The organism is Methylophaga sp. OBS4 (assembly GCF_026319305.1).
Classification (GTDB): Bacteria; Pseudomonadota; Gammaproteobacteria; order Nitrosococcales; family Methylophagaceae; genus Methylophaga.
On sequence record NZ_JAPDMV010000009.1, the window covers coordinates 44,944 to 61,747 of the forward strand.

Genomic DNA, 16,804 nt, shown 5'->3' on the forward strand with positions numbered 1-16,804 from the left:
TTCAGCAGGCCGGACTTTTACCAAACACGTCTTTGCGAAGCTGAAGGCTGCAGCCTTACAGATCCCGGTCCCGGACCCGAGCTTCGCGAGGGGACTGTCTTGTCGACCGCCAATTGCTCCTGCATTGGCGGCATATGATGGGCAGGACGCCCAAATGCCGCGATAGCAGGGATAGCGACAGCGGCCATCACATCCATGTGAATAACCGGAGTGGAGACATCTCGTAAAGATTTCTCGGCTACGCTCGAAATGACCGGTCCCTGTACCTGCCTCAGGATGACTTAACGGTGTCATGCCGACCGCAGCGGAGGCATCTCTCCTCAACTTCATTGCATTGCCAGCGGCTTTTAATTATCTTGGCTTTAGGCCGTCACTATTTACAAGGATCATAATAAATCTCGTGGAAGATCTAAAAACCTCCGAAGCCTGGCGCGTTTTCCGCATCCAGGCCGAACTGATCGACGGCATTGAAACCCTGAATAATCTGGGGCCGGCCGTTTCTATTTTTGGCAGCGCCCGCTTGCTGGAAGATTCACCGTATTACGAAGCGGCTAAAACCGTTGCCCGTGAATTATCCCAGGCGAACTTCTCAGTTATCAGCGGCGGCGGTCCCGGCATTATGGGCGCGGCCAATGAAGGCGCATTCAAACAAGGCGCCCACTCGGTCGGGCTCAATATCGAGCTGCCGCACGAACAATTAGCCAATCCCAGCCAGGATCTCAGCCTCAGTTTCCGTTATTTCTTTGTGCGCAAACTGATGTTTGTTAAATACTCCATCGGTTATGTCGTTTTCCCGGGCGGCTTCGGCACCCTGGACGAGTTTTTCGAAGCGCTGACATTGATCCAGACACAGAAGATTCGTCAGTTTCCGGTCATTTTGTATGGTTCATCGTTCTGGAACGACCTGATTGACTGGCTCAGTGAACAGCTTGTCGGACTGGGATGCATTGATGACGATGATCTGTGTTTATTCCAGATAGTCGACACACCCGAACAGGTCCTGCCCATTATTCAGGATCATTTTTCCCGTATCGGTGCCCATCCGGAAGACGAACAACGTTTCACCGTTTGATCCAGGTCAAGATCATGTGTGTTAAACTTCTTCTTATCTGACTGTGTCAATATAATTGATGCAAAAAACCAAACAGGAACAAAGCCTTGAAACATTCCGTGCAATTCGATGCCGAGCTGATTCAACGCTACGACACCGCAGGTCCCCGCTATACTTCTTATCCCACCGCTGTGGAATTCCATGAAGGATTCAGCGAGCAGGATTACAAAACCCAGATCGCACTTTCCAATCAACGGGGCGGGCCATTATCACTTTATTTCCATCTGCCGTTTTGCGACACCGTTTGTTTTTATTGTGCCTGCAATAAAATCATCACCAAAAATCGGCGGCATGCCCAACCCTACCTCGACAACCTGCATCAGGAAATCGCCATGCAGGCAGCCTTGTTCGACTCGGACCGGGTTGTTGAACAGCTACATTGGGGCGGCGGCACCCCGACATTTATCAGTCACCAGCAAATGCGGGACCTGATGCTGGTCACCCGTGATCATTTCAAACTGGCTGATGATGAACAAGGTGAATTCTCCATTGAAGTGGATCCACGAGAAGCCGATGCGGAAACCATCGCCCTGCTGCGTGAGATAGGTTTTAACCGGCTCAGTCTGGGCTTGCAGGACTTTAACCCTGCCGTGCAAAAGGCCGTCAACCGCATCCAGAGTGAAAAAGAGACCTTTGCCGTACTTGATGCCGCCAGGGCTAATGGCTTTCGCAGTATCAGCCTGGATCTGATTTATGGCTTGCCGCATCAGACGGTCGACAGTTTCAGTGAAACCCTGGACAAAGTCATTGCCGTCTCTCCGGATCGTTTATCGGTGTTTAACTATGCCCATCTGCCCGGACTCTTCAAAACCCAGCGCCAGATCGACGATGACACCTTGCCCTCACCGCAGGTCAAACTGGATATTCTGCAGCGCAGTATCGAAAAGCTCACCCAAGCCGGTTATGTCTATATCGGCATGGATCATTTTGCCAAACCGGACGATGAACTGGCGCTGGCGCAACAGCAGCACAAGTTGTATCGCAACTTTCAGGGTTACTCCACCCATGCCGAATGCGACCTGATTGGCTTGGGCATTACCTCTATCGGCAGTGTCGGTGACAGCTATGCCCAGAATGTCAAAACGCTGGGCGAATACGACCAACATATAAAGCAAGGACAACTGCCGGGTTACCGTGGCATTGAACTGAATGAAGATGACAAAATACGCCGCAGCGTGATTAACCGGCTGATTTGTGATTTTGCCCTTGATATTGCCGCGGTCGAAAAACAGCACAATATCGACTTTGCTGACTATTTTCATGATGTCTTTGCGCAACTTGAACAATTTGCCCACGATGGCCTGTTGCAGTATAACGGGGAACATATAGAGGTCTTACCCGCAGGGCGCTTGCTGATTCGTAATATCTGCATGGCTTTTGATCGATACAGCCAGCAGAAAAAACGGGAGCGCTTCTCCAAAGTTATATAAGGACACCTCTAAAAATTAGAATTTTCAGAGGTGTCCATAAGGCAGCATGCTGGAGAAAATCAGACAATATTTTATTTTCGGTGACTCCGCGGCAAAACTCTACGGTCTGGCTATTCTCACCGGACTGCTGGCGAGCCTGGTTATCATCGCTTTTCGCCTGTTTATCGACTACAGCCAGATAGCCTTATTTCCCACAGCCAAAGTTGAAGATTTCGCCCATCTGCCCTGGCAATGGGTTCTCGGCCTGCCCATCGCCGGCGGCCTCATCATCGGTTTGATACTGCACAAACTCACACCCGAGCAACGTAACACCGGTGTTGTGCATGTCATTGAACGTCTCTCTTCCTATGAAGGCAGACTGCCCTGGCAAAATGCCCTGATACAATTTTTCGGCGCAAGCATAGCGCTTATCAGCGGCCATTCCGTCGGCCGCGAAGGCCCCAGTGTTCACCTCGGCGCCGCCGGCGGCAGTCTGCTCGCCACCGGCCTTGAGCTGCCCAATAACAGTGTCAGAATTCTGGTCGCCTCCGGCTCTGCGGCGGCGATCGCCGCTTCCTTTAACACTCCGATTGCCGGTGTGATTTTCGCCATGGAAGTCATCATGATGGAATATCATATCGCCAGCTTTATTCCCATCATCCTCGCCTCCGTCACCGGCGCCGTGATAAGCCGCGTCACCTTTGGCGAAACCACCTTGTTTGCCAACCTATCCGCTGATATGCAGTCATTATGGGAACTGCCTTATATCGTATTGATGGGTATTATGATCGGCGGGCTGGCGACGTTGTATCTTCGCAGCCTGCGATTTTTTTCCGGTTTTCTCACCCAACATCCGTTCTGGCTGCGCACCACCTATGCCGGCATCCTGGTTGGGCTCGCCGGTTTGCTGATGCCCGAAGTCATGGGCATGAGTTATAACGCCATCAGCGGCATCTCAATGAACGAAATTGCGCTGGGCGCCTTAATCATGCTGATGCTGCTGAAACTATTACTTTCCACCGCCTGTGTCGGCCTCGGCATCCCCGGCGGATTAATTGGCCCGAGCCTGGTGGTCGGAGCCTGTGCCGGTGCCGCATTGGGCATTATCGGCCAGTCCTTATTTCCGGAACTGTCTTCATCCACCACCTTTTATGCCGTAATTGGCATGTGCGCCATGATGGCCGCCACCCTCAAGGCGCCACTCGCCGCTGTAATGGCTTTAATCGAGCTGACCGCCAACCCCAATCTCATTCTGCCGGGCATGCTCGCGATCGTATTCTCCAGCCTGATTATTCATGACTATTTCAAACACGACGCTTTATTTATGACATTGCTGCGGACGCGTGGCCTAGATTTTCGTCACGATCCGATAACACAAACCTTACGACGCATCAGCGTCGCCAATGCCATGCAACGCAATTTTATCATCATGTCCCGCCACGTCAGCACCCAAGCCGCTGTGCAGGCCTTAAACTCCAACCCTGACTGGGTGTTGATTAAAGAAAACCGTGAACCGGTATCACTGATGCCCGCCGCCGATCTGGCCCGCGCCGTTAGTCTGGAAGAAAAAGAAGAAATGGATCTGATGCAGATCCCGGCCACCCGCCGCAATGTGCACAAGCTCTCTTTACACAGCAGCCTGCATGAAGCCGTGCAAGCCCTCAACAATCACCATGTTGAAGCGCTGTATGTCACGCGCATAACCGCACCGATGATCGAACGGACTTACGGCGTGCTGACCCGTGAAACTATCGAATCGCACTACCAACTGCCTGCTTCCGTCACCGCCAAACATCAATAAGCCATTATTTGGGTCAACAATCCGGCAAATCTCGGTTATAATGCCCCATCTTATGCCCAGGTGGTGAAATTGGTAGACACAAGGGACTTAAAATCCCTCGGCTTTGCGGCCGTGCCGGTTCGATTCCGGCCCTGGGCACCATAGAATACAAAAGCCTCAACATCGATTGATGTTGGGGCTTTTTATATCAGCCTCAGTGTGCAATAAAGTCTAAACCCACTCTCGTGAAGTTACTGCCTAACTTCTGTAATAAATTTAGAGCGTATTCATAACGCAGTTGTGCAACAATCTTACACTGGCAGTTATTCAATGACATTTGCTGGCCGCTTGATGCTAATTTGTTAATAGTGATTGTATTGTCACCCTGTATTCTCCCGCTATCATCCGCTATGAACAGACTCCAATGAGGGGAAGCAGCGTTATCCGTGGAGTCATAGAAACTATACTGCTCAATTTCACCAATTTGATTAACCCCTTTGATAAACAAGTAATTATTTGAGTTTATCTTCGTATCTAATGGGCCAGTTTTGCAGTGAAGCTTTACAGCCATGAAAGGTTTGCGGCCGGTTCCCACATCCTGAAATACTCCAATATTCTTTTGGTTGGGCACCAAATCACAGATGGGTGATAAACATACCCATTTCTCACCATTTAACTCAAAAATATGACCCGTTTCAAGATGCCAACCTGTTATGTTGGGTTTACATGAAATATATGAATTATATTCTCTGATCGCACGTTCATTTTCATTGCCATCAGAGAGGTCAACGTTGTAATGGTGTTTAGTTAACTCACCAATGCCTATACCGTTAAGATTTACACCAACAACTTTAGTGAGGTATTCACGAACTGTGGGTTTAATGTGGCTGCTCAGCAACTCAAGATGGCGATCTAATTGTGCATCTATCAGTGCATGCTTAAATTCTTCATTATCAACAGAGATGAGGTTCTGATAAAACTTGGCTTGAGCATGACGACTACTCAAAGCAATATCTTCAGCAAGGACTCCTTCCTCCTCTAATGTCGCTCTAAGTTTTGATGATAGCAATCTACTTGGACTTGGCTTCCAATCGCTTAATGCCTTTAAAAGCTTATTAATCAAATCAACATCTTCTGCTTTCTGTACAAAAGTAATAAATCCTTGATTTGTCCTAACCCAATGTGGTCCACCTTGAGCAACATCAGACCACCTAACATCATGTCTTGACTCAGTATTGAAAACCGTTGAGTTGGTTCTTTCAAACTCACTGAGAGCCCAATAGAAGACATTAGACGGGGTTTGTTTTTCCCAGCCAAAGTCTCTGGTAATTTGATGAAATTCGGTAAAGGGGGGAGCGCCTTCTCTAATACTTTTCAAGGCAGTTCTGGGCTCTCTTCGAAACGTAATATACTGCTGAAAGTTTAGTGCTGCTCTAACTTTATTGAATACGTTTGGGTCAACATCTTCAGCATCTTGGATCACATCTCTTCCTGAAGTAATTTGATCATTTTTGCCCAAATCTGAGACACACGGACTTAAAAAAGACATCAGTATTCTTTCAAAAGGCTCGATTGGTTGAGATGATGTGTGGAGCACAATTAAATTAAAATGTTTATTGGAGAAAACTTTTTTTACTATCTCTACAGCCTTCTCACCTCTATCGTTTAATTCATAATCAAGAATTAGCAAATCTGACTGATGCAAGTGTTGTGACAGAGTTACTCTATCATTACCGTCACCTTCACCATTGTGAATATCAACAATCAGGGCTGGATCACGATTTCTGAAGTTTTTAATAACGTTAAGAACTTCTTTTGGATTCGTCTGTGGTACCAATTGTTTATTATCAGCCTGTGCTACGAGCACTTGTTCGATCGTCGGATACTTATCATCAACTATCAATACTGAACGAATAGGCTCAATAAAAGCTTCCCATATATGGGACTCATATGCCTTTGCAAGCTCAATCATGCTATTCCATTCCTTTGAATTCAATTACAAAATTTGCTCCATGTAATGGAGTTATATTCTTATCAATTTCATAACTAATTTTATGACCACCAGCGGCAAGATTAGCCTTAGCTAAATACAGTCCAACACCTCTACCGCCACTCATTTTTCTGGTAAAAAATAATGAAAATAATTTCTGGACATCCAGTTCATCTACCCCTGGGCCATTATCTGAAACAAATACTTTGTCTCCGACTAAATCCAGCCTGATTTCCTTGTTATCAATATCAGAAACTTGTAACCAGTAACGACTGTTATTCACTAAGTTGATGAAGACGGGGAAAAGCCTGGCGGGCTGTTCAAAAACTCGAATCCGTTTGAATGTGTCTGTTGCATTAAACAAAATATTGCTGCTTTTTAGCTGGTTTGAGTAGAAAGCATCCAGATACTCATAAATTTCCTGACCGGTAATCCATTTTTGAACTCGTTGGCCTGATAATTTAAGTGGTGATAAAAACCTCAGTTGTCCTGTCAGTCCGTGATACCCCATCTGGAGTTGAGCTATTGCCTCTGACTGCTGCACCTCTTCAGGTAATTGATTGATTCCTTGCCCGATCATGTCATCATAGGATTGCAATTCATGTCCCAAAATTTCGACAGCAATCCCCAACTGAGCCAAAGAATTTAATCTTTCCACTTCTGAACGAAGTTCGTCATTTTCTTCAGTACCTGCAATAGCGAGCATCTCAAGATCAATACTTTCCGTCAGAGTCTCCAGAGCCCTGATATATGATTCAAAAACCTCTGTATTTTCATCATCGATTTGAGTCCTTACTTCTTCCATCAATGACAAACTCTCTCTCAGATCGAGACTCTTCATTTCAACCCGCTTCAAAAGTGGAAGTGTTGTTTCGTGGAAGATCTTATTTCTTTCGTCGATTAACGCGCTGATTCTCTGATTCTCTGCCTCATGTAGTGATGAAATTTCAGACTTCCACTTTCTAATCCTACTGTGAATAAATCCGGCACTTTTTTGTCTCTGTTTTTCAAAGACCTCTAAAGGCTTAGGCGGTTTTATTCTCTGAATAGCCTCATGAATTTTTTGCTCCCATCTCTCAAGCATCGAATAACACATGCTCATCAGATATCGATATTCTCGATAAGCATCTTCTAAACTACCAAGTTCTTGAGGGGCTCCTGAGAGCCTATACTCTGCATATTCTGTACGAAATGACTCCAGCTCTTCTTGAGCTAGAAACAGCTCAGACTCTGATTCGATCTTGAGACTTTCAACGTAATCCGTTAGCTGTTCCGTTAGCTCTGGTAACTGTTTATTAAACCGCTTAAGTTTCCCTCTGAATTGAGATCGATGTTTTTTTCGGAGTTTATTTCTTTCTTGCCGGAGCTTTTCCTCTCTATTTGCAGCCTGAAGCTCAGGAAGTATTGTTTGTCTCAGCTCAGAATCAGTTCCAAAATATTTTCTGCCCGTGCGCATCAAAATATTTTCTATCAGCACTTTAAGAGTCTTTGCTGCAACGTTATCTATAAAACCTTCTCGGCCCGCCTTATCTTTAAGATTTGGGTTTTTTTCTCGACTCAATGCCAAACGGCCGAACATCCTTCTGGCATTCCAAAACTCCCTTCCCGCATGTCTACTTCTTCGAGATTCAATTTCAAAAAAGTCATTATCAACTCGACCATAGGGCAAAACTCGTAAACTATTTCGGAACACCATGAAACCAGCATATTTTGATGCCATCGTTTCAAAATATTTAAACTCCTCTGCTGAGTGAGATGTATTTTGAGCTTGTTGCTCAAAAGTTGAAAAGTAGAGATCAACCGGACCAACTTTCCAGTCACGTCTTTGATGAATCTTGACGTCTTTTGGAGGATCGATCGTCAATGTTTTACCTTCTTCAACCCATTCCCCAAAAACTTTTATTTGGCCATGAAAAACACCCTTACCATCAATATAGCCATCAACCACATGTTCTAATTCTGTAGTTTTACTACGATTGAACTCTTTTGCCGGTCCCAATATTAATTTTGACTTGTCACTCTTATGAACAGAAACACTATAAGTAAACTCTGGATCGACCCCATTTATATCAGGAATATTAGGGTCCCAAAATGGATCCACGAAACTGGATAAAGTCTCAAAAAAACGTTCTTGTGACCTTTGTTCCATTGGACCTGTAATTCCCTCTGACAAATAATTTCTCAGGTCGTAATTGATACCGGAAAGTAAAAGGGCTGTACCAGATGGACTTTCCTCATTCCAAACCTGCCACTTTTGAATATGCCTTTCTACAAAACGCGTATTGATTATTGTTTGTGCAATCTGTTCTGAAGGAACAACGTAGTTGTTGTCATCATTTTCTTCTTTGCTAATCCTGTCATATGTTTGCCAGGCTGCTTCTACACGCTGCTGATGCTCTTGGTCTTCAACATCGCCCCACACATTTGTGGTCAGTTTCTCGAATAACTCTGGCAATAAGTTGAACAGCTCCGACTTGTTATCAAACTGTGTTACGGGAATTTTTATATCTGACAAAATCAGAAACGGGTTTTCAAAAATGCGCCAATCTATTAAGGCAGCAACGAAAGAATTATTTTTTCGTTTTGAAACAAGCAGAAGAAGCGGCCCAAGGTTTGCTGATGAAAGACGACCTATACCCTTTTGCCCTTGCTTGGGTCTTGGCTTAAGACCATTTCGGTCTTCTTGCGGAGTCTTATTATTATTAAATTTGGACTCTGTTCCGACTACAAGCCATCGATCTACAAATTCTTGATAGGACATTCCATGACCGTTATCAAGGATGTTTGCTACTGGCTCTTCTCCATCGTAGATATTAAGCTCAACAGAACTCGCGTAAGCATCATAAGCATTTTTCCACAGCTCAGAGATAGCTGTAGGACAATCGGCGATTTGTTCTCTGCCGAGGTGATCGACTGTTCTTGCTTGCGTTCTGAAAGCAATCGATTCAATCATGCGCACTCCTGTGCAGTTTCATGACTAACTGATGTTTCATCAGAACTACCCAGAAGCTGACTTATGTGATGAATGATGACTTTCCCCAGCTCAACAGGTACGGCATTACCAATTTGCTTACCGGCAGCAATCAAACCACCATAAAATACATAGCTATCCGGAAATGTCTGTATTCTTGCAGCCTGACGCAACGTAATTCCATGATGCTCTGTCGGGTGAACAAATCTGCCCTTTGAAGGGTTTATGCAAGCTGTGGTCATTGTAGGTGCAGATTGAAATGGATCTATTCTTCCGTACACATCTTTGTGTCCATCATGCTTTTCATGACAAGGCAAAACACGCCCGGAGTCTTCCCTACTCCCACCGTTGATTGGGGTTTTTTTGAACACTTCTATGAGTTCTTTACCATGATTCATGTGTTGATTATTTAAATCATCAACATTTACTGGTGTTGAAAACACACTTTGACATGCAACCCATGGCAGTAAAGAAGAGTCTTTTGGAATTTTATTTGGATGCGAATGTGTCGGTTTAGGAGGCCAGACAAAATCGCTGGTATTAATCTCTTCAGCAACGCCCAAAATAAAAACTCTGCGCCGTCTTTGAGGTACACCGTAATCTCTGGCATCGAGGACTATTGGCGCAAAAAGCTTATACCCAGACTTTTCTCCTTCTTCGTAAAATTTTGCCAAATAATCTTCGTGCCTTTTCCATAAAATTCCAGGCACATTTTCCATTAAGAAAAGACGCGGTTTTAATTTTTTTACAAAACTAAAATAAGTGTGGATGAGTTTATTTCTCGGATCCCCAACACCTGCATCACGAATTCGATGGGTTGAGAACCCTTGGCATGGTGGTCCGCCCAGTAACAGATCACATCTGCTATTCGTAAAAAAGGTTTCTTGTAGTTCCGCAGGATTCAGAGTTTCAACATCTAACTCGAAAAGCTCTGTCTGTTTGCTGATGGCGTTACAAATATTTTTTCTGTATGTTTCAGTTGCATGACGATCATTTTCTACAGCAAACTCCAAGCTATAACCCGCTTGAATTGCTGCAAGCGAAAACCCGCCAGCGCCAGCGAAAAGGTCTACAGCTTTCAGTCCCTTATATTGCAAGATCTTTCCTCTCTCATGCTAACAAGCAGTTAGCCGCTTTTAATACAAATGTCTGTATTGTAGTCATAGAATGAGGATGTGCCTATAATAATTAGTATTTTCTAATATAGGACCTGGGTATATTTGTCTTAAAAAGAGGACAGGAGCTATGGATACTCATAGACCCGAGGTTCGCAAAAAAAACATGCGAGCTGTAAAAAGCAAAAATACAAAACCGGAAATCATCATCAGGAAAGCCCTCCATGGCAGAGGTTTCCGATACAAACTTCATGACAAATCATTGCCCGGGAAACCTGATCTGGTTTTCCCTAAATACAGAGCAGTCATAGAAATATATGGTTGTTTCTGGCATGGCCATAACTGCAAAAAATTCTCGTGGCCGAATACAAATGAGGAATTCTGGAAAGAGAAAATTTCAAATAATAGAAGCAGAGACAGTAAAAATATCCATAGATTGATGCAATCCGGTTGGCGGGTGTTAATTATCTGGGAATGTTCGATTAACGACAGGAACAGACTCTTAAAACCAGATTTGATAAATCTAATTTCAGATTGGCTTGTTCACGGTTACAGCTCAAGTGAAATCAATGGGACAACTAAATTAGGATAGTGAATCAAGGGCCCGAGTGATTCAAGGGGCCGTAATGATTCAAGGGGCCGTAACACTTGAATATAAATTCACCTCGTTTCCAAAGGGTAGACTCAAGCGCGAGCATGCGGTGGTTTGATTAACGACTCCGCCGGGATACCCAGCTCCTGATTCAGCTTCCAGATCATTTTCAGCGTCAGTGAGCGCTTGTGATTCAGAATTTCATAAACACGATTGCTCTTACCGATCATGGGCTCCAAGTCTTTAACGCTCAGCCCTTTCTGCTCCATTTCAAACTTGATGGCTTCAACCGGATCAGGGAAATCCAACGGGTAATGTTTGGCTTCATAGGCTTCCACCAGGGTCACCAGTACATCCAGCTCTTCGCCTTCAGGTGTATCCGGCGTGGCCGTCATCAGCTTTTCAATTTCTTTTAATGCCGCACGGTAGTCAGCATCAGTTCTAATAGGTTTGATATTCATAATTTCCACGCGCCAGCGTATGGCACGTCTCCCGCCCCTGTTCCGCGAGGCGCCGGTTTCATTCAAATAGTCTGCACATCAATCTGTGCCACCAGTCAGACATCAATCTTGAAATCCTCATGTAATGATGTCCAATGAGCGCTTAACTTAGCTTTATGGTCCTCATCCATTGGTAATCCACTCAATGCTTGAGGCCATGATGCTCTCGCGGTTTCCATAACATCATCCAGATGGGGTTTTACTGCTCGCCAGGGAATACCTGCTTTTGTCGCCCAGTATTCAAAATGAGCCATCGATACTTTGTACCACTCTTTTGTTTTCCCAAGGTTCAAAGCAAATTGAACCTCGTCCTCGATATAAACGCTCGTGGTGACGATATCGTATGCCGGTGAAAGTCTAGGCGTTACTTTGTCCGGGTACAGAAAGCTCCAATTCTTGATGTGAGCATCGCCATTAGCCAGCAATATGTTTACCAATAAACGACGGGCAAATTGTTGAGTATCTGCTAGACCATCACCTGAAAAACCATCAATGATCTTCCCTAACTGCTCGTAATTAGCCGATCTATATTTTTCGTGTGGATACTTAACCAGGATCTGAGCGAAGTCTTCCATATGAACACGCTCATTACCCGCTCTATCGAAGCGTTTAATCGCAAAAGCGTATCTTTCATCCGGCAGATTTATTTGGGGTAAGTTATCAAGTTGATTGAGTTCAACGAGCTTAATTTCTGGAATTTCAATACCTACCATTTCAGCCAGTGACATGGCAGTAAATTCATTCAGTGGCACATTTTTGTGCTGTGTTGAGGGTGTTTTGATGATCCAGTCCCCCAGCTCTCCCCCTTTTGTGAGGTTATAGCGTCCATCTTTCTCCTTCATCGAGAACTTTATTTGCACTCCAGCCAAGGAGAATTTGTTCTCACCATCTCCAATATTAAACTCTACCGCTTTCGCTTTGCCATGTGTGCTAAGGACGCTTTCTGGCACTTCTTCTGGCCGCATTGGCCTGGCCACAATGGCTCCGGGTAAATCCTGGCCTAGATATGAAAAGAGATGAAACTCATCATCTATATGGATTTTTTTATGCTGCGTAATTAACTCCCTCAACGCCCCCTCTGGTAATAAGTTTGATAAGGTTGGATGAAGTCTCTGATTTCTGACCCAAGGCTCTGAAAGTCCTTTATCAACTCCGGGAAAAGAGGGGTGGGTAATCAAACTGAATGTTGGACGGTCGGGATTAGCGCGAAACGACCCTGCAAAAGTTAAAGCATTTCGACCATTATTGAAGCCAGCTAAGTAACCAACAAGCTCGCCATGTAAGGATAACTCCAGAACCTGAACTTCGTTCATCTGCGCCGATGAAGTCATTCCTTATCCTCATCGAGCAAGCCTTTCCAGGGATCATCAGCAAATGTTTCATTTACGGTACTGCCAATAAATTGCTTCCTTTTTAAGCCGCTATCATTTTCTAGCACCTCCATAACGGCACTCAGTTTTTCTTGTGGGATCAACATCAGCTCGCTCTTAAGGCCCTTTGCAACCAGCTCTAAGGTATCTAAGCGAGGGTTCCCCTTTGTTTCCAGTCGGTTATATTGCTGACGAGACATTCCAACGCGAAGCATCATATCTTTTTGCTTCAGCCCTAGGGTCATTCGTCTTTTTTTAAGTTGTGTAAGTAGCGAGCTCATATCAGAAACTCATAAGTTGCTTATCCAGATATAAGAAACATACTAATTTCTTAACAAACAAATAGCAACATATAAGTTGCCATGCCATCAAAAAGAAACTTTTTAGACTCTTTTAAATATCAAAAGCGGAAAAGAAACTTATTAGTTTCTCATGAATAGCTCAAGTCAAAGCGATTGAAATTACTTTTAGATGAGTGAAAGAGAGTATTTTTAGAGCGCGGATTCAACCGCCATCCTGTCGTTACGAATGGTGCCATTCTGCCTCAGGTGGGTCAATTTTCGATTGTCTTAGTGAGTCGGTTTTACATTGCCGGTGACAGGCCAAGCCAATACACAACAAGCCTTAACGGCATGAGTTCGATTGAAGCCCCCTCAAGAATATCGAAGCCCGACACTGAAAAGTGTCGAGGGCTTTTTTATCTCAGCCAACCATTCCTGTACTACCGCCATACTTGTCGTGGCCACCAACCCATAAAATATTTTTATATCTAGCATAAAAAATTATGTCTTTTCCTTATTGCCCATTTGTTCTAGATTGAAAAACCCCAGATTTTTCTGGTCATCAGTGACACGCTTTTCCGTCGATGGAATTGCAATTCGGAGGATGAATATTTTGGCTTTAATATCATTACGACAACTGCTTGATTATGCAGCAGAGCAGGAGTTTGCAGTCCCTGCCTTCAACGTCAATAACCTGGAACAGGTCCAGGCTATCATGCAGGCAGCTGACGCTTGTGACAGCCCGGTTATCATGCAGGGTTCTGCTGGCGCTAGAAATTATGCCGGTGAACCCTTCCTTCGCCACCTGATTCTGGCAGCAATTGAAAGTTACCCCCACATACCCGTAGTTATGCATCAGGATCATGGCTCTTCACCCGCTGTCTGTGCCAGAGCGATTCAGTCAGGTTTCAGCTCTGTGATGATGGATGGTTCATTGCTGGAAGATATGAAAACGCCGGCTGATTATGACTACAACGTGAAAGTCACACGTACCGTGGTCGATATGGCCCATGCTTGTGGTGTTTCTGTAGAAGGTGAGCTGGGCTGTCTCGGTTCTTTAGAAACGGGCATGATGGGTGAAGAAGATGGTCATGGCAGTGATGAACAACTTGATCACAGCCAGTTATTGACTGATCCCGATGAGGCCGTTGATTTTGTCAAACAAACTAATATCGACGCATTAGCGGTTGCGATTGGCACCAGTCACGGCGCGTACAAATTTACCAAGCCACCGACAGGTGATGTGCTGGCAATAAGCCATCTCAAAACCCTTCAGCAGAAACTGCCGAATACCCATTTTGTGATGCATGGTTCCAGCTCGGTGCCGCAAGACTGGTTGGAAGTCATCAACGCACATGGTGGCGATATCGGCGAAACTTACGGCGTACCTATCGAAGAGATCGTCGAAGGTATTAAATACGGCGTTCGCAAAGTCAACATCGACACCGACTTGCGGATGGCGGCCACCGGCGCAACACGGCAGTTTTTAACTGACAAGGCCAATGCCGCCAACTTTGATCCACGCAAATTCTACAAAGCGGCCACCGCCGCGATGCAGGACATTTGCCAGCAGCGTTATGAAGCGTTTGGCAGTGCCGGCCATGCCAGCAAAATCAAAGCTTTTTCATTAGAAAAGATGATGGGCAAATACGCCCGTGGAGATTATGCCTAGCGCGTAGCTAATAACAACAATCCGACAATTCATATCCAATCAACCTCAAGGTTGATTGGGTACAAGGTTAAGAAACCATTCATTGTTAGATCGCATTTTTTGGAGCGATAAATGAGCACACAAAAAACCTTAACCCAGTTCATCGTTGAACAGCAGCATGCGCTGCCTGATGAATCGGGTAACTTAAGTCAGTTGCTAAACGATATAGCAACTGCATGTAAACAAATCTCTCATACGGTTAGTCGGGGCGCCATTACTGGCATGTTGGGCGCCTCGCACTCAACCAATGTGCAGGGTGAAACCCAGAAACATCTCGACATTATTGCCAACGACATCATGGTCGATGCGCTGTCATGGACCGGTCACCTGGCCGGGATGGTATCTGAAGAAATCGATGAACTGATCCCCATTCCGGATCATCACCCCAAAGGTAAATACCTGGTGTTGTTTGATCCGCTTGATGGTTCATCCAATATTGATATCAATCTCACCGTCGGCACTATTTTTTCCATTCTGCAAACAGACGAAACAGAAGCTGTTTCAACTACCCATTTCCTGCAAAAAGGCATCGAACAGGTCTGCGCCGGTTTTGTTCTGTACGGACCGGCAACGATGATGATTTTGACCACGGGTAATGGCGTCAACGGCTTTACCCTTGACCAGGATATCGGCGAGTTTGTGTTAACGCATCCCAACATGACCATTCCTGAAGACACTCATGAATTTGCCATCAACACATCCAATCAACGCTTCTGGGAAGCGCCGGTACAACGTTACATCGATGAATGCCTGCAAGGCGAAATCGGTCCGCGTGGCAAAAACTTCAATATGCGCTGGGTGGCGTCAATGGTCGCCGAAGTCTATCGGGTACTGACACGGGGCGGCATTTTTATGTACCCCTATGACAACCGTGTCGAGAATAACTCGGGTAAGTTGCGCCTGATGTATGAGGTCAACCCAATCGGCTTTATTGTCGAACAGGCAGGCGGTGCTTGCTCAACAGGGCGAGAACGCACCATGACCATTTCGCCTGACACGATCCATCAGCGAGTCCCGGTTATTTTAGGTTCCAAAAACGAAGTGGAACGCGTGGTTTCCTACCACCAATAACACAAACCGTGCCACCAGATTATTGAGGAACAACCTATGCGAAAACCACTCGTCGCTGGAAACTGGAAAATGAACAACCCTGTTGAGAGCCCGCAAATTCTGTTGCAGAACATCGTTTATAAAGCAGAACTGCTACACAGCATATTGAAAAAAACCGACACCGCGCCGGATGTCGATATCGCTATTTTTCCGCCCTCGGTCTATCTCAAAGACACACAAGAAGTGCTGACAGGAACCGGACTGCATTGGGGCGCACAAAATGTGTCAGCCTATGACAAAGGCGCCTACACCGGTGAAATTTCGGCATCAATGCTAGTCGGGCTTGGCTGCGAATATGTGTTAATCGGCCACTCCGAACGCCGCTGCCTGTATGAAAAACTGGAGCTGGATCAGCATGTGCTGGATCAAATCGTGGCTGAGAAATACGCGCAGGCGATTAATGAAAAGCTGACGCCGATCATCTGTATTGGCGAAACCTTAGAAGATTATGAAGCCGGTAAAACAGAAGAAATCATCGCCAGATTACTGGACCTGTTGATTGAACACTGGGGCGCCAAATCCCTTGAACAAGTCGTCTTAGCTTATGAACCTGTGTGGGCCATTGGTACAGGCAAATCGGCCACGCCCGAGTGGGCACAGGAGGTACACGCCTTTATGCGCCAACGCGTGGCAAGCCATGACCCAAAAACCGCCGACTCGCTCAGAATCCTGTACGGCGGCAGCGTCAAACCCGATAATGCCGCCTCGATTTTTGCCATGCCTGATGTGGATGGCGGCCTGATCGGGGGTGCATCGTTAGCTGTTGAAGACTTTATGCACATCTGTTTTGCCGCCGCAGTCAAAAATTCGAAAATCGCTCCGAAGGACTTGCTGCAAACCGCAGCAACTTGAGTCAGTGCAGCC

Annotated in this window: 13 protein-coding genes and 1 tRNA gene; 8 read left to right on the forward strand and 6 right to left on the reverse strand. The window is 45.5% G+C overall.

The window, feature by feature from the left end:
- Window positions 1–400: 400 nt before the first annotated feature.
- The 4 genes from OMP95_RS04085 (at window position 401) to OMP95_RS04100 (ending at window position 4,462) form a co-directional block, all read left to right on the forward strand.
- On the forward strand, window positions 401–1,072 hold the full coding sequence (locus OMP95_RS04085) for a TIGR00730 family Rossman fold protein (RefSeq protein WP_266326219.1): 672 nt from the start codon (window positions 401–403) through the stop codon (window positions 1,070–1,072).
- A gap of 86 nt (window positions 1,073–1,158) precedes the next feature.
- Window positions 1,159–2,541 (forward strand): oxygen-independent coproporphyrinogen III oxidase, encoded by a 1,383-nt coding sequence (hemN, locus tag OMP95_RS04090; RefSeq protein ID WP_266326221.1) that lies wholly within the window; start codon window positions 1,159–1,161, stop codon window positions 2,539–2,541.
- A 46-nt stretch (window positions 2,542–2,587) separates the two neighbouring features.
- Window positions 2,588–4,321 carry a chloride channel protein gene (locus tag OMP95_RS04095; protein ID WP_266326223.1) on the forward strand — a complete coding sequence of 578 codons (1,734 nt, stop codon included), beginning with the start codon at window positions 2,588–2,590 and terminating at the stop codon, window positions 4,319–4,321.
- 54 nt (window positions 4,322–4,375) lie between these two features.
- Window positions 4,376–4,462 (forward strand) — tRNA-Leu (locus tag OMP95_RS04100).
- Window positions 4,463–4,514: 52 nt separating this feature from the next.
- Here the strand turns inward: OMP95_RS04100 and OMP95_RS04105 are convergent.
- From OMP95_RS04105 to OMP95_RS04115, 3 genes are read right to left on the reverse strand one after another with little or no spacing between them, the layout of a single operon-like run.
- Window positions 4,515–6,272, reverse strand: coding sequence for a response regulator receiver domain (locus OMP95_RS04105; protein WP_266326225.1), 1,758 nt, complete (start codon window positions 6,270–6,272; stop codon window positions 4,515–4,517).
- 1 nt (window position 6,273) lies between these two features.
- Window positions 6,274–9,243 carry an ATP-binding protein gene (locus OMP95_RS04110; protein WP_266326227.1) on the reverse strand — a complete coding sequence of 990 codons (2,970 nt, stop codon included), beginning with the start codon at window positions 9,241–9,243 and terminating at the stop codon, window positions 6,274–6,276.
- Window positions 9,240–10,358: a DNA cytosine methyltransferase gene (locus OMP95_RS04115; protein ID WP_266326229.1), complete on the reverse strand. Its 1,119-nt coding sequence runs from the start codon at window positions 10,356–10,358 to the stop codon at window positions 9,240–9,242. Before OMP95_RS04115 ends, OMP95_RS04110 begins: the two co-directional genes overlap by 4 nt.
- A gap of 148 nt (window positions 10,359–10,506) precedes the next feature.
- Between OMP95_RS04115 and OMP95_RS04120 the strand changes: the two genes are divergently transcribed.
- Entirely contained in the window at window positions 10,507–10,968 is a 462-nt protein-coding gene (locus OMP95_RS04120) for a very short patch repair endonuclease (protein ID WP_266326231.1), read from the forward strand.
- Window positions 10,969–11,060: 92 nt separating this feature from the next.
- Here OMP95_RS04120 and OMP95_RS04125 read toward each other — a convergent pair whose 3' ends face one another.
- From OMP95_RS04125 to OMP95_RS04135, 3 genes are all read right to left on the reverse strand, one after another.
- The gene (locus tag OMP95_RS04125) at window positions 11,061–11,429 is read right to left on the reverse strand and encodes a helix-turn-helix domain-containing protein (protein ID WP_266326233.1); all 369 of its coding nucleotides are present in this window, start codon (window positions 11,427–11,429) and stop codon (window positions 11,061–11,063) included.
- A gap of 95 nt (window positions 11,430–11,524) precedes the next feature.
- Entirely contained in the window at window positions 11,525–12,799 is a 1,275-nt protein-coding gene (locus tag OMP95_RS04130) for a type II toxin-antitoxin system HipA family toxin (RefSeq protein ID WP_266326235.1), read from the reverse strand.
- On the reverse strand, window positions 12,796–13,119 hold the full coding sequence (locus OMP95_RS04135; protein ID WP_266326237.1) for a helix-turn-helix domain-containing protein: 324 nt from the start codon (window positions 13,117–13,119) through the stop codon (window positions 12,796–12,798). The genes OMP95_RS04130 and OMP95_RS04135 overlap by 4 nt, the downstream gene beginning before the upstream one ends.
- A 613-nt stretch (window positions 13,120–13,732) precedes the next feature.
- Between OMP95_RS04135 and fba the strand changes: the two genes are divergently transcribed.
- From fba to tpiA, 3 genes are all read left to right on the forward strand, one after another.
- Window positions 13,733–14,791 (forward strand): class II fructose-bisphosphate aldolase, encoded by a 1,059-nt coding sequence (fba, locus tag OMP95_RS04140; RefSeq protein ID WP_266326239.1) that lies wholly within the window; start codon window positions 13,733–13,735, stop codon window positions 14,789–14,791.
- Between the two features lie 111 nt (window positions 14,792–14,902).
- Window positions 14,903–15,901, forward strand: a complete 999-nt coding sequence (locus tag OMP95_RS04145) for a class 1 fructose-bisphosphatase (protein ID WP_266326241.1) — start codon at window positions 14,903–14,905, stop codon at window positions 15,899–15,901.
- A 36-nt stretch (window positions 15,902–15,937) separates the two neighbouring features.
- Window positions 15,938–16,792, forward strand: coding sequence for a triose-phosphate isomerase (gene tpiA, locus OMP95_RS04150; RefSeq protein ID WP_266326243.1), 855 nt, complete (start codon window positions 15,938–15,940; stop codon window positions 16,790–16,792).
- The last annotated feature ends 12 nt before the right edge of the window (window positions 16,793–16,804 follow it).